The organism is Myroides phaeus (assembly GCF_009799805.1).
Lineage (GTDB): Bacteria > Bacteroidota > Bacteroidia > Flavobacteriales > Flavobacteriaceae > Flavobacterium > Flavobacterium phaeum_A.
Map to the genome: position 1 here is coordinate 891,345 of NZ_CP047050.1, position 21,725 is coordinate 913,069.

Sequence of the window (21,725 nt, forward strand, 5' to 3'; positions counted from 1 at the left end):
CAGAATAATGAAAAAAGACATAGAAATTCCAGTCGTTAAAGACATTGAAATAGCAGTAGTTAAAGAATTTAATGAAGATTATTTACAAGACTCTTGGTATGCTTATTTATTTAACAACTCTGCTTTACCTATAGAAGCCATTATGGTTGTTTCAAGAGCAGAAGGAACAATTGACGGTGAAAAAAGAAATTCAAGTTTATTTAGACATGCATTCAAAAGCTTAGCGCCAAACGAATCTCAAAAAGTTGAATTACTTGATGAAGCTATCTTTCAATTAGATAATACATTTATGCTTACATTTTTTCAAGAAGGTAAGTTATATGACAAGAATTACCTTTTCCCAGCAAATAGTATTTCAGAAGAGAAATTGACAGAATTACCTTTTACTTCTAAAAAAGGAATTTCTGCTAAATAAGATAAACTGTTAATTTACAGCTTAAAACGCTTATTTAAATTCAATCCAAAGCTTACTTTGAGTATTTTGGACATTTAGTATAACATCCAAAATAATTCAATTATGAAAACAAGAAATCTATTTACACTTTCTTTTTTTCTAATTCTGTCGGTAGCTCTTTTAGCCTTTACAAATGATACAGAAATAAAAGAAAGCAATGTAACTAAATCAGAATGGAAAAATCTAAAGGTATTACCACAAGATATTTCTAACGACAGTTTAAAAAGCTTAATGCGCGGATACAATGATGCCTTGGGAGTAAAATGTAGTCACTGCCATACAGCAATCGAAGGCACTGATAAGTTAGACTTTGCTGATGATAGTAAGAAAGAAAAAGAAATTGCGAGAAAAATGATATTGATGACTCGTAAAATTAATGCTGATAACTTCAATTGGGAAAACCATCCTAATCCAGAATTAATAAATGTTGTCAATTGTACAATGTGTCATAGAGGCAATACCAAAGCAACAAAAATAATTAATTAAATTTTTCTTTGTTAAAAAGCACAATGCGTTATAATCAACTATAACGCATTTTTTATACATAAAAACGCATAAAACATATTTATTTCACTATTTTTATAATACTAATTTCGATTTTAAATGAAATAAACTATGAAAAAGACTATCAAAATCCCAGTCCTAATTACAAACAACTTCCTCTTTATTCCTATTGATGAAACTAAAACAGAAAATCGAATCGAAATTATAGACCCCTATAACAACACCCTCTATTCATTTAAAGCAAAACTCTCAATAGAAAAGGCGCAATATTACACTCCTTTGGACGTAAGCAATCACTTAGGAAGAGAGCTTATTCTTAAAATTTATAATACAACACTTGATCAAAGTATTAGTGAATGCCTTATCCTAAAGCCATTTAATATTTACAATTACTGCGAAAAACATCGCCCCCTTTATCACTTTTCTTCCCCATTTGGCTGGATTAACGACCCAAATGGTCTATACTATAAAAATGGTTTCTATCATTTGTATTACCAATACAACCCTTATGGTATTAAATGGGGTAATATAAGTTGGGGACATGCAACTTCTCAAGATTTAATCCATTGGATCAATCACCCTCCTGCTATACTTCAAAATCATTTAGGTGATGTATTTTCTGGCAGTATAATCATTGATAATAACAATGATGCTGGTTTTGGTAAAAAAACAATTTGTGCGTTCTATACCTCTTCAAGTGATAAACAAGTTCAGAGTCTTGCTTATAGTACTGACGACGGTAAAACTTTTAAAAATTATATGAATAACCCAATTCTAACGGATGAAGAAAACAAAGACTTTAGAGATCCTAAACTTTTTTGGCATAAGCAAACAAATAAATGGATAATGGCTTTAGCTACAGGACAAACTATTACTTTCTATAGTTCTACAAATCTTAAAGCATGGAGTAAACTAAGTATATTTGGAAATGGAATTGGCTGTCACAAAGGAGTTTGGGAATGTCCTGATCTTTTTGAAATATCAAATGGAACAATAACGAAATGGGTGCTTTTTGTTAGCATAAATCCAGGAGGTCCAAATGGTGGCAATGCAACACAATACTTTATTGGGGAATTTGATGGCACTACATTTACTCCTGATGATACAGAATATCCTTTATGGTTGGATTATGGTCGTGATAATTATGCTGGAGTAACTTGGCACAACAATCCAAATAAAAAGCCAAGATACATCGGTTGGATGAGTAATTGGGATTATGCTAATGAAATTCCCACTAAGAACTTTACAAATGCAATGACTTTACCAAGAACAATTGAATTAGCAAAAAATGGTAATTCTTACTGCTTAAGAACTCAACCTATTAAAGAGTTAAAAAATCTACGAGCAGAAAAGTATCTTATTGAAAGTAAATTACTACAAAAAAGTATACTCGTTCCTTACTTCTTTGATGATAACTTAGGAGCTTATGAAATACTATTAGACTTTGTAATTATTGATCAATCTACATCAAATGTAAACTTAACTTTAAGCAACTCTGTGGATGAAAACCTATTGTTCTCCTTTGATATTAAAAATGAAAAACTAACTATAGACCGTAGTAAAAGTGGTCAAGTAAATTTTTCAGAAAATTTCGCAAAAGATAAAATCGTAGCTCCTTTCCCTTCACAAATAAAGCATCAGCTAAAACTATTTATTGATAAAGCTTCTTCAGAATTATTTATCAATAAGGGTAAAATAGCTGTTACAAACTTAATATTCCCTACTGAACCATATTCTTCCATCAATCTTGAAGTAGAAAATGGATCAATTGATATAACAAAATTCACTATTTATAAACTCCAATAAAAAAAGGTTACCTCAATGAGGTAACCTTTTTCTTTATATAATTCTAACTTACGCTACTTTCTTTGGAGGGAATAAAAACGAAGCTACTACTGATAAAATCAATACTCCTGCAATTACTGATAACGATACTAATGAATCGATATGAATGAAAGGAGAGATAATCATCTTCACCCCAATAAATGATAATATAATTGCTAATCCATATTTCAATTTAGAGAACTTATCCATAAAGTTTGCCAATAGGAAATAAAGTGATCTTAAACCTAAAATAGCAAATATATTAGATGTATATAAGATAAATGGATCGTCTGGTGCAATAGCAAAAATAGCAGGAATACTATCTACAGCAAATATTAAATCTGTGAACTCAATAACCATTAATGCTACAAACAATGGGGTTACCATTTTTACGCCATTTTGAACAGTAAAGAACTTCTCTCCATCATAATCCTTACTTACTTTAAAAAACTTGTGTACCATACGTACAGCAAAGTTTTTAGACAAGTCTTCATCTTCGTGATGATCTTCTTTAGCAAACCATGATTTAATACCTGAAACAAGTAAAAACACCCCAAAAATGGTTAATACAACATTTATTTCTACACTCTTACCAAAAATTTCAATTGCTGGTAAGTAAGTATGATTAATTATTTCTACTCCTGCGAAAATAAATATAGCTCTAAAAACTAAAGCTCCTATAATTCCCCAGAAAAGAACGCGATGATGTAATTCCTTTGGAACTTTAAAAAAGGTAAAAACAAGTATGAATACAAATAGATTATCTACGGACAATGCCTTTTCAATCCAATAAGCAGATTGAAAACGTGCAAAGTTTTCAAAATCCATATAATAGTAGATAACACCACTAAAACACATTGCTAAACTTACCCATACAACAGTCCATATCAATGCTTCTTTAGTTGAAACAGTATGACTATGGCGGTTAAATACACCTAAGTCTAATAATAACATTACAAAAACTACAACACCGAAAACAGCTAAAAGCCCAGGGTGATTAATTAAATGATCCATTTTTTTACGTTTATGTGGGCAAAACTAAAACATATATTTTTCCCCAAGAGAATTGCACTTAATAGACTAATTACCAATTAGTTAAAACAAAACAACAAGATAGTAAAAACTACCTTATAAAAAAACAACCTCTTGAAATTCAAGAGGTTGAGTATATCTATTTTGTTAATCATAAAAAGACGACAAAAAATAAAAATTTTTAATCTAACTTCTCTGTTAACTTTCTAAATGTCTTTTTAGGATCTTTTCCATTGTATAAAATATCATACACTGCATTGATAATAGGTGTTTTAGCACCAAAATTCTTATTTAACTCATAAGCACTTTTCGTTGCATAATATCCTTCAGCAATCATATTCATCTCCATTTGTGCTGACTTTACAGTATATCCTTTACCAATCATGTTACCAAACATTCTGTTTCTAGAGAACAGAGAGTAACCAGTAACCAGTAAATCGCCTAAATAAGCAGAGTTATTTATATTTCGCTTCATGCGGTGTACTTTCTTAATGAACTTCTTCATCTCACGGATAGCATTACTCATTAATAGAGCTTGGAAGTTATCTCCATACCCTAAACCGTGTGCCATACCACAAGCAATAGCATAAATATTTTTCAACACTGCTGCATATTCCGTTCCTACAATATCATCTGTTACTTTAACTTTGATGTAGTGGCTACTTAAACAATCTTCAATCACTTTTGCGTGTACTTCATTTCTACAAGCAATAGTCAAATAAGATAAACGTTCTAAAGCAACTTCCTCAGCGTGACAAGGCCCTGTAATTACAGCAATATTATCATAAGGAATATCATATGTTTTATTAAAATGCTCACCAACTATCATACTCGTTTCAGGTATAATACCTTTTATCGCAGATATGATAACTTTCCCCTCTAAACTAACGTATAAGCTTTCCATTTCTGGTGTCAAAAACGCAGATGGAATGGCAAAAATAACGTAGTCCGCATAAGAAACAGCTTTATTGATATCGTTAGTCAACAACAATTGATCAACGTCAAATTCTACTGAACTTAAATAATTAGGATTATGATAATTTACTTTTATTTCTTCAATAGCAGTTTCATTACGCATGTACCAAGCAATTTCATTTAGATTCTCACTCAGCATTTTTACAATAGCAGTAGCCCAGCTTCCACCTCCTATAACCGCAAATTTCGGATAATCACTCATATTCTAAGATTATTTCTTTGTCAAAAGTAAGTAAAAAAGAAATTGCAAACAATTGAAAACAAAATCCCTTTTAAGCTAATAAATCTAATTTTATTCAACCTAAAACCCGATTATACTGAAACAAAATTAACAAAAACTACCTAAATCATAATTTTAATGCTCGTATACATCTAATCCATAAATTTAAAACAACAGCATTTATTCCCTTGAAATGGTACTTTTAGAAGATATTAACAGCTAAAAGCAAGTTGCAACAATAGAAAAAGCCTTTCTATAATAGATAATCAACAAATCGAGTAACTATTTTAGAAAGGCTAAAAATATCTTTAGAAACTTAATTCTACTATTTCTTTTACTTTATCTACAGTAATATTGTGCTTTTCTCCCATCGCTTCCCAACCTCTTTCAGCAAATCTATCAGCGATAAAAGCACTCGCTTTTTCAAAATCTTCTGTATAATCTGAAATTTTAGTTTGAATACCTAAAGAATGGAAGAATTCAACCATCGCTTCAATTGCTTCTTTAGCCACTACATCATCATTATCTCCTTGTATATTAAATACACGTCGACCTAATTGAGCTAATTTCTCTTTTTTCGTTTCAAACATTACACGGTATAAGTTTGGCCCTATAATCGCAAGTGTACGCCCGTGATCAATACCATATAAAGCAGTTAATTCGTGTCCAATAGCATGAGTTACCCAATCCACTTTAACCCCCTTGCTAATTAACCCATTTAAAGCCATAGTACAGCACCACATATAATTGTTAGCTGCCTCATAGTTTGTTGGGTCCTCTAAGATTGGTTTTGATACTTCGATCACTGTACTTAAAATACCTTCAGCAAAGCGATCTTGTAATGGCGCATTCTGAGGAAAAGTCAAGTACTGCTCTAAAACGTGTACAAATGAATCTGCTAACCCATTTGCTATCTGTCTTTCTGGTAAAGATGCTATTACTTTGGGATCACATACTGAAAACACAGGATATAATGACTCTCCTTCAAATGACAACTTCTCTTTTGTCTTTTCAATTGTAACTACTGCACCACAATTCATCTCACTTCCTGTAGCTGGTAAAGTCAAAATAGCCCCATAAGGCATCGCTTTCCAATCTACTCTCATTTTCTTTTGAACTATTGCAATAGGATCTCCTTCAAAATATACAGCAGCTGAAATAAACTTAACACCATCAATTACACTTCCTCCACCTACTCCAAGAATGAAATCAACTCCTTCTGCTTTGATGATATCTACAGCTTTTACAACTGTTTCAAAACGTGGATTAGGTTCTATACCTCCAAATTCCACAACATCAAAACCTTGTAAAGCTTCTTTTACTTGATCGTAAACTCCATTCTTAAAAATACTTCCTCCTCCATAAGCTATTAATACCTTAGCATTAGCAGGAATATAATTTTTAATTTCTCCTATTTGTCCCTCACCATATAACAATCTGGTTGGGTTATATAACTCAAAATTCAACATATCTTCTTTCCTTTTTTATTTACTATAAAAATAAAAAAAGGAATGCATAAGCATTCCCTTTTCTTCGTTATAATTATTATAATTTATTTTTTATAAAATAGATTATGATCAATGTATTTCCACACCTCTTTATCTAACAGAGGTTGCACGTTTTTACCTTCTTTAATTGAATCTCTGATAAATGTAGCTGAAATCTCCATAATAGGAGCATTTTCAATTAAGTGTACACTTGGATGACTCAAAAGTGGATTGTCTTCTTGTTTATCACTAAATACGCGCGGATACACGTAAAGAGAATAACGATCTAACAATACTTCATAATTTTTCCACTTCGGTAAAGAATCCAAATTATCTTGCCCCATAATTAAAGCAAACTCATACTTTGGAAAACGTTCGTGCAAATATGCCATTGTATTTACCGTATAATTTGGTTGTGGCAAATTAAATTCTATATCCGAAGGTCTGATGTGGTCATAATCAGCTGTTGCTAAATTAACCATGTGCATACGATGAAAATCTTCTAACAATCCCTTCTTCTTTTTCAACGGACTATGTGGTGTTACTACCATCCAAACCTCATCAAGATCAGTAAACTGAACTAAGTGATTGGCAATAACTAAATGTCCAATGTGAATAGGGTTAAAAGTTCCAAAATACAATCCAACCTTCATAAACTAAAATCCTTATTTAATAAATTCTTTCACTAATTGATAAGCCTCTTCTTTAGCTGTATCTAAATCATAGTTTTTGATAATCATATCAAATTGCGGTGCTGTTGCTAACTCTACAGATGCTTTTGCAATACGCATATTGATTTTATCTTCACTTTCAGTAGAACGTTTCTTTAAGCGAATTTTAAGCTCATCAATACTTGGTGGCTTAACAAAAACTGCTAAAGTTTCGTCTGGAAACTTACGTTTAATACGCAATCCTCCTGCTACATCAATATCAAAAATAACATTCTTCCCTAAGGCCCAAATTCTCTCTACTTCTGATTTTAAAGTTCCATAGAAATTATCTCTATAAACCTCTTCCCATTCTAAGAAATCTTCTCCTTTAATATGCGTTTTAAAATCATCTAAAGATAAAAAGTAATAGTCCTCTCCGTGTACTTCTTCACCTCTCGGCGCACGAGATGTACAAGAAATAGAGAATGCTAAATTCAAATCTTGTTGTTCTAATAAATGTCTAACTATGGTAGTCTTTCCAGACCCTGATGGAGCTGAAAATACTATAAGCTTACCTTTTTTCATAAATATTGCGTCGTCTTGTTTTATATTCTATTAAAGAACGTTTAATACTTGTTCTTTAATTTTTTCTAACTCGTCTTTCATTCTTACTACAAACTTCTGCATTTCAGCATGATTTGATTTTGAACCCATCGTATTAATCTCACGTCCCATTTCCTGAGCAATGAATCCTAATTTACGACCATTCGCTTCAGCTCCTTCTAATGTTTCAATAAAGTAATCTAAATGTTTAGACAAACGCACCTTCTCTTCTGTAATGTCCATTTTCTCAAGATAGTAAATTACCTCTTGCTCAAAACGGTTCTCGTCAATTGTCAATTGCAATTCAGCTAAGTTAGAACGTAAACGCTCTTTTACAGTTAAGATACGCTCACTATCAAGAATTGCAACTTCGTTCATGTACTCACGAATATTGGCAACTCTTTTTCTAAAGTCAGCTTCTAATGACCCTCCTTCACTAACACGAAATTCTTTCATATTACTGATGGCTTCTTTTATTACTTTTTCAATCTCTGTCCACTCATTCTCATCTAATTCCACACGTTCTACTTTCAATGCATCTGGCATACGAACAGCCATTTTCATCAATTCTGTTGCATCTCCATTAGGAATGATTTCTTTCATTTGATTGATATATGAAAGTACAATCGGACCATTAATCTTGTTCGAAGTTTCTTCTGCTGTAATCTCGCAAAACAATGAAAAGTCAACTTTTCCTCTTTCTAACTCTTGTGCAATTATGTTGCGTAGAGGAAGTTCTTTCTCTCTATAAGTTTGAGGTAAACGTACATTTAAGTCTAAACTTTTACTGTTAAGAGATTTTACTTCAACTGTGATTTTTTTTGTTGGTAACTGCAAACTTGCTTTACCAAACCCTGTCATCGAATGTATCATATTCTAAAAAATAATAGGTGCAAAGGTAAGAAAAACAACACTAACTAACTTATAAATAGGACAAAATACTACTGTTTTAAACCAAATTAAGCCCAACTTAAAGTAATTATCATAAAATACTCATCCTTTTTTAATAAGGACCAATCTGAATACTATGCTCCTCAAACTAAAAATATGCAAACAAAAAAAGGAGAGCTTAGGCTCTCCTTTTTTATGTCATTCCTACTCTATTTTCGGTTTCATTACGTTCATAGGAACTAACCAAAACAACCATAACTGAGAATATAACCTCCTTTGTCCTTATTAGACCACCACAATCTACAAAGTCAGTATTGTATTCAATGTTGTAATGAAACCTACAGAATTAAATTTTTCAAACCTTAAAAAACAAAAAACAAACCACTTTATTTCCTCTTCATTAAATTTAATTCACAATACACTCAAAAAACACTTGTATTTTCTTTTCTTTTTAAAAAGGATTCATAGCAATTCTTCCCTTTTCGTATACTTAAGACACATAGTAACGTAAAAAGTCACACCTTATTTAAACATTTTTTTAATTTATTTTACAAATAACTAACATTCAATATATTACACCTGTAAAAAAAGTAAAAAATATTTCACTTAAATCGGTTACCTTCCTAAAAAACATACTTTTATTCCTCACATTCTTATGTTTTATCACTTTAAAACAAGTATTATCATAAAAGATTAGATAGCTAAACCTCTTTTTATTCCTATAAAAAAAGTCGACAATACAAATAATGCATTGTCGACTTCAATATTATATACTTACAAGGCTGTTTAAAGCGCAGCTTTCTTCTTTGCTTTCTCAATTACTTTAGCACTGTTTCCAACAAAGATCTCATCTCCAATGAAAATAACAGGTCTGCTTAAAAAAGTATAGTGTTCTAATAATAAGTCTTTATAGTCTTCCTCTTGTAGATTCTTACTTTTCAACTCTCTATTCTTGTACAATTGTGAACGCTTATTAAAAAGCAATTCATAACTTCCAACTTTTGCATACATTTCTTCTAACTGCTCAGCAGTAATTGGATCCTTTTTAATCTCTTGTAATTCAAAAGTATCAACCGCTGGCATTTCGCTCAAAATGCGTTTACAAGTACTACATGTACTCAAATAATATATTTTTTTCATCTAAATATCTTTAACTTTAATTATGTGTACAGGGCATACTTTCTCTGCCTGTTCACAGCCATCTAAGATAGTGTAATCAGGCGATTTTAAGGTATGAAACCCCTTATTGTTTACAGACTTCAACAAAACTGTTTTTCCGTCTTTTTTAGACATCTGAAACTGCTTTGGTGCTACCTCAACACAATAATTACATCCGATACATTTATCTCTTTGTAAAGTAACAACAATCATTATGCCTCTACTATTTTGTATAACTTATCTGACAAGCGAATACGGAACGGCAATTTAAACGTACAATCGTCTCCTTTTGTCGCTTTTTCTGTTGGTTGCTCATTCACATACATCTCGTCAATAACTAACTCCTGCGCTCCCGTACTTGGTCCTGTAATCAAGATTCTATCACCTACTTTAATATCATACGCTTCAATCTTAAACTCTCCAATAGACGCTTTCTGGAAGTAGTGCATTGCCTTACCTACATACACTTTCTTTTGAGTAGCGTTACTTCCTGGATTATCACTCCACTCTCCTAACTTTTGTCCTAAGTAATATCCACTCCAGAATCCGCGGTTATAAACCGTTTCTAAAGCTTTCATCCACTCAGCAACTTTCTCTTGTGAGTATGTCCCTTCAGCAACTGCATCAATAGCCTCTCTATACGTACGAACAACTGTTGCAACGTACTCAGGAGCCCTACCTCTACCTTCTATCTTCAACACTTTCGTTCCTGCATCAATCACTTGATCTAAGAAATCTAATGTACACAAGTCTTTTGGAGACATCATATACTCATTATCAATCTCTATTTCAAAGCCAGTTTCTTGATCAATTACAGTATATTTCTTACGGCAATTTTGCTTACATGCACCTCTATTTGCAGATGAGTTATGTGAATGTAAACTCAAATAACACTTTCCTGAAACAGCCATACACAAAGCACCGTGACCAAAAATCTCAATCTCAACCAAGTTTCCTGACGGACCTTTTATTTGTTCGCGCTCAATTCCTTCTGTAATCATTTTTACTTGACGTAAACTCAACTCACGAGAAAGAACTACAGTATCAGCAAATAAACTATAAAACTTAACAGTTTCAATATTCGTAACGTTTAATTGCGTAGAAATATGAACTTCTAAACCAATTGCTCTTGCAGAAGCAATTACCGCTTGATCAGAAGCAATTACCGCAGTTAATCCTGCTTCTTTTGCTCTGTTCAACAACGTTTTTACAACCGACAAATCGTGATCGTAAATAATGGTATTTAAAGTCAAATAAGTACGAATGTTTTTCTCGTTACAACGTCTTGCAATTTCTTCCAAGTCGTCAATCGAGAAATTAACTGTTGAACGTGCACGCATATTCAATTGGTCAACCCCAAAGTATACTGAATCTGCTCCGTTATCAATTGCTGCTTGCAATGATTCGAAGTTTCCAGCTGGAGCCATTAACTCAATTCTTCCTGAAACTGTCATATCTATTTTATTAGTCTATTATTTTAAATAATTGATCATTTTTACGAACTCTGAAGCTAAGCTCCATTGTCATTCTATCGCCCTCTTTTGCTACAGTAGCTTCTTGTCCATTAACCATCATCTTAGCAACAGTTAAACGCTCATCTCCTGTAGTAGGTCCAACGATAGCAATCTTATCGCCAACTTGAATTTCTTTACTCATTTCAAATTGACCTACTCCTGCTTTAGTAAAGTAATGTTGAACTACTCCAACTAAAACTTTGCGTTCTACTTGCTTCTTGCGAATCTGAGTAACAGTACTTACTTTAACAGCTTTTATCTCATCAAACACATTGCGTTCCTTTTGGAACTTTAATGATTCTGAACGTCCCTTTTTGAAAATCAAGTTACCTTTCTGAACTCCTTGACGTAAACGTTTTTGTTCGTCTTCTGGTAATTGAATAATATCTAAACATTCGTCAGAACAACAACCATGCATTTTTTCAGCACACTCATCACATTGAATAAACAATAAATGACATGCCTCATTTGCACAGTTCACGTGTGTATCACATGGTTTTCCACATTGGTGACAGTTAGCAATTACATCATCTGTAATACGCTCTCCTAAACGGTGATCGAATACAAAGTTTTTTCCGATGAATTTACTATCTAAACCTTCTGCTTTTACCTGGCGTGTATATTCAATAATACCACCTTCTAATTGGTAAACATTTTTAAAACCGTGGTGTTTAAAATAAGCAGATGCTTTCTCACAACGAATACCACCTGTACAATACATCAATAAGTTTTTCTCTTCTTTGATGTCGTTTAATTCGTCTTTAATTTTTGGTAATGACTCACGGAAAGTATCAACATCCGGAGTTATTGCACCCACAAAGTGACCAACTTCACTCTCATAGTGATTTCTGAAATCTACTACAACCGTATTTGGGTCAGCAAGCATTTCATTAAACTCTTGTGCTTTTAAGTGAATTCCTTTATTAGTAACGTCAAATGTGTCATCATTTAATCCGTCTGCAACAATCTTATTTCTAACCTTTACAGTTAACTTTAAGAAAGACAAATCATCTTGCTCAACAGCAACATTCAAACGGATTCCTTTCATAAAATCGTATTGTTCTAATGTATCTCTAAAAGCGTCAAATTTTGAAGCAGGAACAGACATTTGAGCGTTGATTCCTTCGTGCGCAACGTAAGTACGTCCTAAAGCATCAAGGGCATCCCAAGCAAGGAATAAATCGTCTCTAAATTGTTGTGGGTCTTGTATTTTTGCGTACGCATAGAAAGATAAAGTCAAACGGTTTTCTCCCGCTTGCTCAATAAGTTCAGCTCTTTCTTCTGCGCTTAATGTGTTATACAGTTGCATGCTATATAATTTAAGTGTAGAATTATTACTATGTTTTTGAAATCCTAAATGGAAGAATTTCCGTGCAAAGATAATACTTTGATTTAAAAGTATTAACCTATTTTTCGTCTTAGTATGTAGTAAGGCTTATTTATTCAAGTTATTACATATCAAGAACATAAATAATACTTTCTGCCTATTATACCTCCTACTTCTAAAATGATTCGACCTATATCAGCCATTGTACAGCAATAATAGGATTACCAATCTTACTTGTACAACCATAGTAAAATTATACAGGTTTCAATACTATCATAAACGATATGCTTCCATACTGTAATCATAATGAACCCAATATGTACACATACTCTTTCCATAATTCTTATGGGAGCATTATGGTACCACTATGGGAGCACTATGGGAACATCCTGAATATGAGCAACAAAAAAGCCGAGTAAAACTCGGCTTTGAACACTATAATTTCATCTTGTAATCCGTAAATACTTTACCTTTTACAATCTTATCTAATTTCTTACTAATCAATTTCTTTGTTAACGAACTCAATCGATCAACAAAAAGGACTCCTCTTGTATGATCATACTCGTGTTGAATGATACGAGCAGTAGTTCCATAAAACGTTTTAGTCTGTGGTTTAAACTCACGGTCAAAGTATTCAATCGTAATAGACCAAGGGCGATTAACTCGTTTAAAGACATCTGGAATACTTAGACAGCCTTCAATATCATCCCATGTTTCGTCAGATTTACCAATAATACGCGCGTTGATAAATGTCTCCTTTATCCCAGTATCTCCATTTACAAAGTTTATTTTGCGTTCTTGCTCATCAGCATTTTCAAACATTACCACACTATCCACAACAAATAACTGAATAGTCTTGTCAATTTGAGGAGCTGCTAAACCACAACCATCAGCATTCTGCATTGTCTCCCACATATTATCAACCAATTGATTCAATTCCGGATAATCTGCTGTTACTTCAGTACAATCTTCTTTCAGTGCTTTGTTACCGTATGCTACTATAGATAATTTCATTGTTACTTATTTTAATGCAAAGGTCTTACAAATTCTAATTCAAACAAGAATATTCCACCTACATTTTTTTATATTTTATACAGTTAAAGACAGTTAAGTATCCAAAAACAGAATTTATTTTTAAAGATTTCTCAGAACTAAAAGCATCCTATACATTTAATAATCAAACAATAAAATCTATTCAATAAGATAAAATGTTTAAAATCAAACAAAATAAGAAATTGCGATAGCAAATAGCAAGACAGTTGTTGCTATAATTTATAGCATAATAATATAAAGCTCTTGGTGAGTTAATAAATTATATTACTTTTACATCAGTAAGAACGTATTTTTTTAAAAAATGAGCGCAGATAAAGAAGCCAAATTAAAAGCGTTGCAATTAACGCTTGATAAGTTAGACAAGACTTACGGAAAAGGAACAGTAATGAAATTGGGAGATACTGCAGTTGAAGAAGTAGAGGTAATCTCTTCTGGTTCACTGGGGATTGACCTTGCATTGGGTGTTAATGGATATCCTAAAGGACGAATTATCGAAATTTATGGACCTGAATCTTCAGGTAAAACAACGTTGACTTTACACGCAATTGCAGAAGCTCAAAAAGCTGGTGGAATTGCTGCATTTATCGATGCTGAGCACGCATTTGACCGTTTTTATGCTCAAAAATTAGGAGTTGATATTGATAACTTAATCATATCTCAACCAGATAACGGGGAACAAGCTTTGGAAATTGCTGAAAACTTAATCCGTTCTGGTGCTATTGACTTAGTTGTAATTGACTCTGTTGCTGCATTAACACCGAAAAGTGAAATTGAAGGTGAAATGGGAGATTCTAAAATGGGATTACATGCTCGTTTAATGTCTCAAGCTTTAAGAAAATTAACTTCTTCTATCAGCAAAACAAACTGTACTGTATTTTTCATTAACCAGTTGCGTGAAAAAATCGGTGTTATGTTTGGTAACCCTGAAACTACAACTGGAGGTAACGCACTTAAATTCTACGCTTCTGTACGTTTAGATATCCGTAGATCTACTCAGATTAAAGACGGTGAAAATGTTATTGGTAACAGAACAAAAGTGAAAATCGTTAAGAACAAAGTTGCTCCACCTTTCCGTACTGCAGAATTTGATATTATGTATGGTGAAGGGGTTTCTAAAGTAGGTGAAATCTTAGACTTAGCGGTTGATTATGAAATCGTGAAGAAAAGCGGTTCTTGGTTTAGCTACGGAGATACTAAATTAGGTCAAGGTCGTGATGCTGTAAAATCATTAATCAAGGATAATCCTGAATTAATGGAAGAACTTGAAATAAAAATCAAAGAAGAAATTAAGAGTAGAGAAGCTTAATTGACTTGATATAATTACAAGGCCGATTCTTTTGAGAGTCGGCCTTTTTTTATGCTCTTTTTCTAAAAAATACAAGCATAATAAATTGCTTTTACTCTCCTTGTTAAAGAATAAAAAAACAATTGTAGTAAGTTTGTATTCTTCAAATAACAAAACAAACTAAATGAAACTAAAACTATTCGCATTGCTATTAACTATTGTCTCTTTGACAAGCTGTAGTAACATACTTAAAAATCAAGATTTCTACCTTTCTAATCCTACAGAAAAGGAAATAACTGTTACTATAGATGAGCAAACTTATGCTTTAGCAGCAAACTCTTTTGAAGTCGTGAAAGTAAAGCCGGGTATTCATACACTGAATTATGAAGGAAAGACATCAGAGTTCAACGTATTTACAGATAATACAGGTGGTATAATAAATCCTACTCTTGCTCCACATTATATATTCTCAATGATCTATGCCAAAGAAGGTAGCTTTGACCGTTTTAAAAGTACTGAGCGTAAAGTAGTCATTGATGGTATCTTATATGAGGACAATATCAAATCGACAAACGCACTGTTTATCGACAATAATTTATACAGATGTAAATATATGTTAGGTGAAGCTTATCCTAAAGAAATGGTAACTAACAACAAAAATAATGAGGGTAACTTTTTTAACAAATTCTTTACAAAAGGTGAGTTTATTAGCTTCCTTAGTGAAGAGGCTTCTGAAGAACACAAAGACTTCCATGAAAAGAATAAACAAGTAAATGGAGAAAACACCATAACAGAAGTAAGTGAAAGAACATTGAATATTCCCAACTTCACAGATAAAAACCTGCAAGATTTATTTCAAAAACAGTATGATTTAGTGCTTGAATATAGAAAAAGTGAAGATCCTAAACGTCAAAAAGAGATTCAAAAAGAATTGTTTGACTTGTCAATGTCTAAAGCTAAAATGAATATCAACTATAGTTCTTTAGGAGTGGAACAAAATGAACGTATGAACGAATTCACAACGCAAAGTGGTAATATCTACGGAGCAGGAATAATCGAGTTATAAGCTACTAAGAAGAATAAAAAGAAGCGGCTATGTGTAGTTTACACATAGCCGCTTCTTTTTTTATCGTGTTGCTTTTACTTCTCTTTCCCAGTTTTCAACCGGTTCTAATATCATTTGAAAAGCGTGTTCCTTAACTTCATTGCGACTTTCTAATGTTAATCCAGTCGTATTGATAACTTCCAACATTTTTACTGGAACTTTCCCTGGATATCCTATCCCCCATACAAATGGGAAAAAATGTCTTAGTTTACCTAAAGCAAATGATGCAATTGGTATTTGGTGTTCAATAGCCAAACGGAAAGCACCATCTTTAAAACGATCTAAAATAATAGAGCGGTCATCTGTCACTCCTCCCTCTGGAAAAATACAAATACTCAACCCCTTATTCAATCTCTCTTGTGCACTCTGAAACACTTGAAAGCGACTCTTAGAATCTGCTCTATCAACTAAAATACACGTCTTGCGATAGAAGTATCCGAAAATGGGAATATTAGCTAATTCTTTCTTTCCTACAAATACAAACGGATTATCCTTAACCAGGATATACATCATCATAATATCCAACATTGAGGTATGATTAGCTATAAACATATAACTCTTTCCCTTTTCTAAAGGTTGATATTCTTCCACATTATAACGCATTCCAATACCATAAAAAGTAAGCTTAGCCCAAATGCGAGCAACCTTATAAAAAGAAGAATAACTATCCTCAAAATGAATAGTTACCAATAATAATGGCGATAAAATTATAATCACTAAGGTCATCCAGATATAAAACCACAAACGCCATAGTACACTAAAAAAACTTTTAATTACTTTCATAACTAATTCCAGAACTCTATATCTCTTACTCCTCCCAAAAATAAGGATTTATCAATGTCAATGACACTTAAACACTAAAAAACAAATCATATAAGTCTTAAATGCTTTATCTTTGCTACTTATACAAAATATAATATCACGCAATGGCTAAAATTCTTACAGGAGTTCAAAGCACAGGAACTCCACACTTAGGGAACCTTTTAGGAGCTATTTTACCAGCAGTAGAAATGGCGAATAACAAGGAGAATGATTCTTTTCTTTTTATTGCGAATTTACATTCGGCAACTCAAATTAAAGATGCAAAAACATTACAAGAAAATACCTATAGTGTTGCGGCTACTTGGCTTGCTTGTGGTTTAGATGTTAATCATGTAACTTTTTACCGCCAGTCAGATGTACCGCAAACGACTGAGCTTACTTGGTACTTAAGTTGCTTCTTTCCATACCAACGATTAACATTAGCGCATTCGTTTAAAGATAAAGCATCTGTTTTATCTGATGTTAATGCGGGGTTATTTTACTACCCTATGTTAATGGCTGCAGATATCTTATTATATGATGCAGAATTTGTACCTGTTGGGAAAGACCAGTTACAACACTTAGAAATTACAAGAGATGTAGCTTCAAGATTTAATAACCAAATGGGAGAAACTTTTGTTTTACCAGAGGCTAAAATATCTGAAACAGTTATGATTGTTCCGGGTACTGATGGTCAAAAAATGAGTAAATCAAGAAACAATACAATTAACCTTTTCCAAACTGATAAAGCTTTGAGAAAACAAGTTATGGGTATTGAAACAGATAGTACTCCACTTGAAGATCCAAAGAATCCAGATACTTGTAACGTATTTACTATCTACAAACTATTAGCTACACCAGAGCAAATTGAAGCAATGAGAGCTAATTATGAAGGTGGAAATTACGGGTACGGACACGCAAAACAAGCGTTATACGAATTAATCGTTGAGAAGTTTAAAGATGTTCGTGAGAAGTACGAATATTATATGAACAACTTAGAAGAAGTTGATGCATTACTTTTTAAAGGAGCAGAAAAAGCTTCTGTAATCGCTACAAAAACTTTAAATAAAGTACGCGAAAAATTAGGTTATAACACACCAAGATAAAACGTAAAGAGCTACTAAATCAGTAGCTCTTTTTTTTATTGTATTAATTCAAAGTATTTACCTGGCAAAGGTCTTACAATCCCCTTCAACTCTAAATTAAGCAAAGCTGTACTAACTTTATAAATCGGCATTTCGCAGTTTAAAGCTATCATATCTAACAACTCCCTTTCACAAGTAACCAAATAGTCAAAAACCTTTTGTTCATCATCTGACAAGTCTAAAAACAACATCGGCTGTATTACTTTTGGCTTCTTTGTAATCTGGTCCCAATTCAAAGTTTCTACTATATCATTCGCACTACTAAGCAATTGTGCTCTATTTTTGCGTATTACCAGATTACACCCTTGACTCATCACATCTGTAATTCTTCCAGGAACAGCAAAAACATCCCGATTATAGTCATTGGCAAAAGTTACAGTACTCATTGAGCCTCCTTTAATGGCACTTTCTATAACAATTACGGCTTGAGACATCCCTGCTACAATGCGATTGCGCTGTATAAAGTTCTCACGTTCAACGCGACTATTCATCCAAAATTCACTAATCAAACTCCCTCCATTCTCTTCTATTTGTTTAGCTATGCTATAATGTCTTTCAGGGTAAATGCGATTCAGCCCATGTCCCAAAACAGCATAAGTATCTAACCCCTCCTCTAAAGCTGCTGTATGGGCACAAACATCAATGCCATAAGCCAAGCCACTAATGATGATGGGATTGTAATCTTTTAAATCACTAATCAATTGTTCGCAAAACTCAACTCCCCTCTTACTCGGGTTTCTCGTTCCTATGATGCTAATCACTCGTCTGTTATTAAATTCAAAATTAGCATTAGAATGAAATAACATAATAGGCGAATCATCGCACTCTCGCAACAAATTAGGGTAATGAGGGTCTTTATAATAACAAATAGACAATCCTTGATTTTGAATAGCCTTTAATTCTAATTCTGCTCTTTGAAGCACCAAGGGATCGTGTATTTTATTCCACAATACCGTTCCTACTTGATGTACTTGCATAATTTCTTTTTGACTTGCTTGAAAAATTGCCTTAGGCGATTCGAAGTAATCTATTAGTCGCTTTGCAGTAACTGGCCCAATCCCAGCAACGGTTTGCAAAGCTAAAGTGTAAAACAATTTTTCTTCTTCCATAAATACTTTTGATATATATTCGAACTCTTTGTATCTTCACTAAATATCCACAAAAACCTATCCAAAAACTTCAAAAAGTAAGATGCTATTAGTTTCTTTATATCTTTGTAAGAATCTAATACTGAAAAACTTAAAAGTAATTGTAAATATTTGTGAATATTTTTTTGTTTCAGCTATTGTTTAATGTAATTTTGTCTTTATGAAGATCGAGAAATACATATCAGCTTTATTATACAGATACCAGTGTGTGATCATACCGGGGTTCGGAGCATTTTTGACAGAGACTAAGTCATCATACTACAATGAAGAGGAACAAGCGTTTTTTCCTCCTCAAAAAATGATGTCTTTTAATGCAAATGTTAAGCACAATGATGGGCTATTAGCTAATCATATCGCTATGCAAGAAAAAATCAGTTATGACGAAGCAGTTAAGTATATCACTTTAGCTGTTAAAGGTTGGGATAAAGAATTAAGCAACTTAGGTAGTTTAACTTTACCTACTATTGGAGCTTTCCAATGCAATAGCGAAGGAAGCTTGGTTTTTGAACCTACTTCAAATAGCAATTACTTAATGACTTCTTTTGGATTGTCTTCTGTAATGGCATCTTCTGTTGATAGAGTTGCTACAATTCCTTTACAAGAAACAGTGGCGGTTCCTCAACAAAGAAAGAAAAGCAAATATGCATTTGTAAAATACGCTGCTGTTATTACACTTTTCTTAGGTGTTGGTAGTGTTATTGCAGACAAAGGTTATGATGCTTATTTAAACGATCAATCATACACAATTGAGAAAAACGTACAATCAAAAGTTCAAGATAAGATACAACAAGCAACGTTTATCATTGAGCCAAGTGCTACAACAATCTCAATTCCAGTTAGAGAAGAAGTAATCGTTTCTACAGAAGTGGTAAAACCTTATCACATTGTGGCGTGTGCTTTTAGAAGCAAACAAGCCTCTGAAGAAGAAGCGGTTAAATTGCAAAACAAAGGTTTTGAAGGTGCTACAGCACTAGCTCGTACGAAATATGGTATGTATCCTGTTTCTTATGGAGGTTTTGAAACACAAGGTGACGCTCAAAAAGAATTAAAGAAAATCCACCGTTCTACAAATAAAGACGCTTGGATTTTAGTACAATAAATAGTTAAACATTAGTCCCGTAACTGAAAAGTTGCGGGATTTTTTGTTTAATGTCTCTATATTTGCCGAAAACAATTATAATGGAAGCAAAATTAGTATCAGAATCAGCTACATTGATGACTGACCTTGTTCTACCAGGAGAAACAAACCCCTTAAACAATATGTTTGGTGGTGAGTTATTGGCTCGTATGGATAGAGCTGCAGGAATTGCTGCAAGACGCCACTCTCGTCGCGTTTGCGTTACTGCATCAGTAAATCACGTGGCATTCAATAGACCTATCCCCCTTGGCAGTGTTGTTACTGTAGAAGCAAAAATATCTCGTGCATTTAACTCTTCTATGGAGGTATATTTAGATGTTTGGATTGAAGACCGCGAGTCAGGTATCAAGAAAAAAGCAAATGAAGCAATCTATACTTTTGTTGCTGTTGATGATACAGGACACCCTGTTTCTATTCCGGAGATTATTCCACAAACAGACATTGAAAAAGAGCGTTATGTTGGAGCATTAAGACGTAAACAATTAAGCCTTGTTATTGCAGGTAAAATGAAACCGTCTGAAGCAACTGAATTAAAAGCGTTATTTAACGAATAAAGAATATGAAGAAAATACTTTACTTTTTATTAGCAGCGTTATTCACTTTACAAACTGCTAATGTATTTGCTTGGGGAACTACTGGTCACCGAGTAGTAGCTGAACTTGCAGAGAGAAATCTTACGAAGAAAGCTAAAAAACAATTGAAACAAATTATTGGAGACCAACAACTTGCTTACTGGGCAAACTGGCCTGACTTTTTAAAGTCTGATCCTACTTGGAAATTCTCTGATAGCTGGCATTATATCAATTTACCTGGTCATTTAGACCGCCAAGCTTTTGATCAAGAGTTAGCGAATTCTACGGATAAAAACTTATACAAAAGAGCGCTAATGTTGATTGAAGAGTTGAAAGATAAAAACTTACCGCTTGCTAAAAAACAAGAGAATTTATACTTCTTAATCCACATTATTGGAGATGCTCATCAACCTTTACACATTGGTAGATTAGACGATTTAGGAGGAAACCGTGTAAAATTAGAATGGTTTAGAAAACCGACTAACTTACACAGTATTTGGGATTCTTCTTTAGTTGACTTTGACAAATACAGCTATACTGAGTATGCTACTGTTTTAGATGTACACGGAAAAGCATACAATCAAAAATTAACTGACGGAGGAATTGAAGATTGGATCTTTGATTCATACACAATGGCTAACAAGATTTATGACAGCGTTGAAGCTGAAGAATCTTTAAGCTATAAATACCATTTTAATCACAAAGATGATGTTGAAAATCAATTATTAAAAGGAGGTTTGCGCTTAGCAAAAGTTCTAAACGAAATTTTCAAGTAATCATTTGACACAATACAAAAGGGCGAAGTAATTAATTACTTCGCCCTTTTTATTTGGATTTAT

General features: G+C 33.0%; 22 protein-coding genes. 9 read left to right on the top strand and 13 right to left on the bottom strand.

The window, feature by feature from the left end; all coding sequences use genetic code 11:
• Positions 1-7 precede the first annotated feature (7 nt).
• From GQS07_RS04055 to GQS07_RS04065, 3 genes are all read left to right on the top strand, one after another.
• Positions 8-415, top strand: coding sequence for a hypothetical protein (locus GQS07_RS04055; protein WP_158209724.1), 408 nt, complete (start codon positions 8-10; stop codon positions 413-415).
• Between the two features lie 102 nt (positions 416-517).
• The gene (locus GQS07_RS04060) at positions 518-940 is read left to right on the top strand and encodes a c-type cytochrome (RefSeq protein WP_158209725.1); all 423 of its coding nucleotides are present in this window, start codon (positions 518-520) and stop codon (positions 938-940) included.
• Between the two features lie 129 nt (positions 941-1,069).
• The gene (locus GQS07_RS04065; protein ID WP_158209726.1) at positions 1,070-2,764 is read left to right on the top strand and encodes a glycoside hydrolase family 32 protein; all 1,695 of its coding nucleotides are present in this window, start codon (positions 1,070-1,072) and stop codon (positions 2,762-2,764) included.
• Positions 2,765-2,812: 48 nt separating this feature from the next.
• Here the strand turns inward: GQS07_RS04065 and GQS07_RS04070 are convergent, their stop codons facing one another.
• From GQS07_RS04070 to def, 11 genes are all read right to left on the bottom strand, one after another.
• Entirely contained in the window at positions 2,813-3,796 is a 984-nt protein-coding gene (locus tag GQS07_RS04070; RefSeq protein ID WP_158209727.1) for a TerC family protein, read from the bottom strand.
• Between the two features lie 199 nt (positions 3,797-3,995).
• A complete protein-coding gene (locus GQS07_RS04075; RefSeq protein WP_090404464.1) occupies positions 3,996-4,991 on the bottom strand; it encodes an NAD(P)H-dependent glycerol-3-phosphate dehydrogenase in 996 nt (331 codons plus the stop codon).
• A gap of 326 nt (positions 4,992-5,317) precedes the next feature.
• Complete coding sequence (locus GQS07_RS04080; RefSeq protein ID WP_158209728.1) at positions 5,318-6,478, bottom strand: iron-containing alcohol dehydrogenase; 1,161 nt, start codon at positions 6,476-6,478, stop codon at positions 5,318-5,320.
• A gap of 83 nt (positions 6,479-6,561) precedes the next feature.
• Complete coding sequence (gene nadD / locus GQS07_RS04085) at positions 6,562-7,149, bottom strand: nicotinate (nicotinamide) nucleotide adenylyltransferase (protein ID WP_090404470.1); 588 nt, start codon at positions 7,147-7,149, stop codon at positions 6,562-6,564.
• A gap of 12 nt (positions 7,150-7,161) precedes the next feature.
• Complete coding sequence (gene gmk / locus GQS07_RS04090) at positions 7,162-7,731, bottom strand: guanylate kinase (RefSeq protein WP_158209729.1); 570 nt, start codon at positions 7,729-7,731, stop codon at positions 7,162-7,164.
• Between the two features lie 30 nt (positions 7,732-7,761).
• Entirely contained in the window at positions 7,762-8,610 is an 849-nt protein-coding gene (locus tag GQS07_RS04095; protein ID WP_158211323.1) for a YicC/YloC family endoribonuclease, read from the bottom strand.
• Positions 8,611-9,426: 816 nt separating this feature from the next.
• Positions 9,427-9,780, bottom strand: coding sequence for an arsenate reductase family protein (locus GQS07_RS04100; RefSeq protein WP_158209730.1), 354 nt, complete (start codon positions 9,778-9,780; stop codon positions 9,427-9,429).
• A complete protein-coding gene (locus tag GQS07_RS04105) occupies positions 9,781-10,011 on the bottom strand; it encodes a ferredoxin (RefSeq protein ID WP_158209731.1) in 231 nt (76 codons plus the stop codon). It abuts the gene before it with no gap.
• Positions 10,011-11,252, bottom strand: coding sequence for a peptidase U32 family protein (locus GQS07_RS04110; RefSeq protein WP_158209732.1), 1,242 nt, complete (start codon positions 11,250-11,252; stop codon positions 10,011-10,013). Before GQS07_RS04110 ends, GQS07_RS04105 begins: the two co-directional genes overlap by 1 nt.
• Before the next feature lie 10 nt (positions 11,253-11,262).
• Positions 11,263-12,621 (bottom strand): rhodanese-related sulfurtransferase, encoded by a 1,359-nt coding sequence (locus GQS07_RS04115; RefSeq protein ID WP_158209733.1) that lies wholly within the window; start codon positions 12,619-12,621, stop codon positions 11,263-11,265.
• Positions 12,622-13,074: 453 nt separating this feature from the next.
• On the bottom strand, positions 13,075-13,653 hold the full coding sequence (gene def / locus GQS07_RS04120) for a peptide deformylase (RefSeq protein WP_158209734.1): 579 nt from the start codon (positions 13,651-13,653) through the stop codon (positions 13,075-13,077).
• Positions 13,654-13,993: 340 nt separating this feature from the next.
• Here def and recA point away from each other — a divergent pair, with 340 nt between their 5' ends.
• Positions 13,994-14,998 (top strand): recombinase RecA, encoded by a 1,005-nt coding sequence (recA, locus tag GQS07_RS04125; RefSeq protein ID WP_158209735.1) that lies wholly within the window; start codon positions 13,994-13,996, stop codon positions 14,996-14,998.
• 163 nt (positions 14,999-15,161) lie between these two features.
• The gene (locus tag GQS07_RS04130; RefSeq protein WP_158209736.1) at positions 15,162-16,043 is read left to right on the top strand and encodes a hypothetical protein; all 882 of its coding nucleotides are present in this window, start codon (positions 15,162-15,164) and stop codon (positions 16,041-16,043) included.
• 60 nt (positions 16,044-16,103) lie between these two features.
• Here GQS07_RS04130 and GQS07_RS04135 read toward each other — a convergent pair whose 3' ends face one another.
• Positions 16,104-16,865 (bottom strand): lysophospholipid acyltransferase family protein, encoded by a 762-nt coding sequence (locus tag GQS07_RS04135; protein ID WP_158209737.1) that lies wholly within the window; start codon positions 16,863-16,865, stop codon positions 16,104-16,106.
• 143 nt (positions 16,866-17,008) lie between these two features.
• On the opposite strand from GQS07_RS04135, the gene trpS reads away from it, so the two are divergent.
• On the top strand, positions 17,009-17,989 hold the full coding sequence (gene trpS, locus GQS07_RS04140; protein ID WP_158209738.1) for a tryptophan--tRNA ligase: 981 nt from the start codon (positions 17,009-17,011) through the stop codon (positions 17,987-17,989).
• Positions 17,990-18,024: 35 nt separating this feature from the next.
• Here the strand turns inward: trpS and dprA are convergent, their stop codons facing one another.
• Positions 18,025-19,137 (bottom strand): DNA-processing protein DprA, encoded by a 1,113-nt coding sequence (dprA, locus tag GQS07_RS04145; RefSeq protein ID WP_158209739.1) that lies wholly within the window; start codon positions 19,135-19,137, stop codon positions 18,025-18,027.
• A 199-nt stretch (positions 19,138-19,336) separates the two neighbouring features.
• Between dprA and GQS07_RS04150 the strand changes: the two genes are divergently transcribed.
• From GQS07_RS04150 to GQS07_RS04160, 3 genes are all read left to right on the top strand, one after another.
• The gene (locus GQS07_RS04150; protein WP_158209740.1) at positions 19,337-20,275 is read left to right on the top strand and encodes an SPOR domain-containing protein; all 939 of its coding nucleotides are present in this window, start codon (positions 19,337-19,339) and stop codon (positions 20,273-20,275) included.
• A gap of 80 nt (positions 20,276-20,355) precedes the next feature.
• A complete protein-coding gene (locus tag GQS07_RS04155; RefSeq protein ID WP_158209741.1) occupies positions 20,356-20,868 on the top strand; it encodes an acyl-CoA thioesterase in 513 nt (170 codons plus the stop codon).
• 5 nt (positions 20,869-20,873) lie between these two features.
• Positions 20,874-21,662: a S1/P1 nuclease gene (locus GQS07_RS04160; RefSeq protein WP_158209742.1), complete on the top strand. Its 789-nt coding sequence runs from the start codon at positions 20,874-20,876 to the stop codon at positions 21,660-21,662.
• The last annotated feature ends 63 nt before the right edge of the window (positions 21,663-21,725 follow it).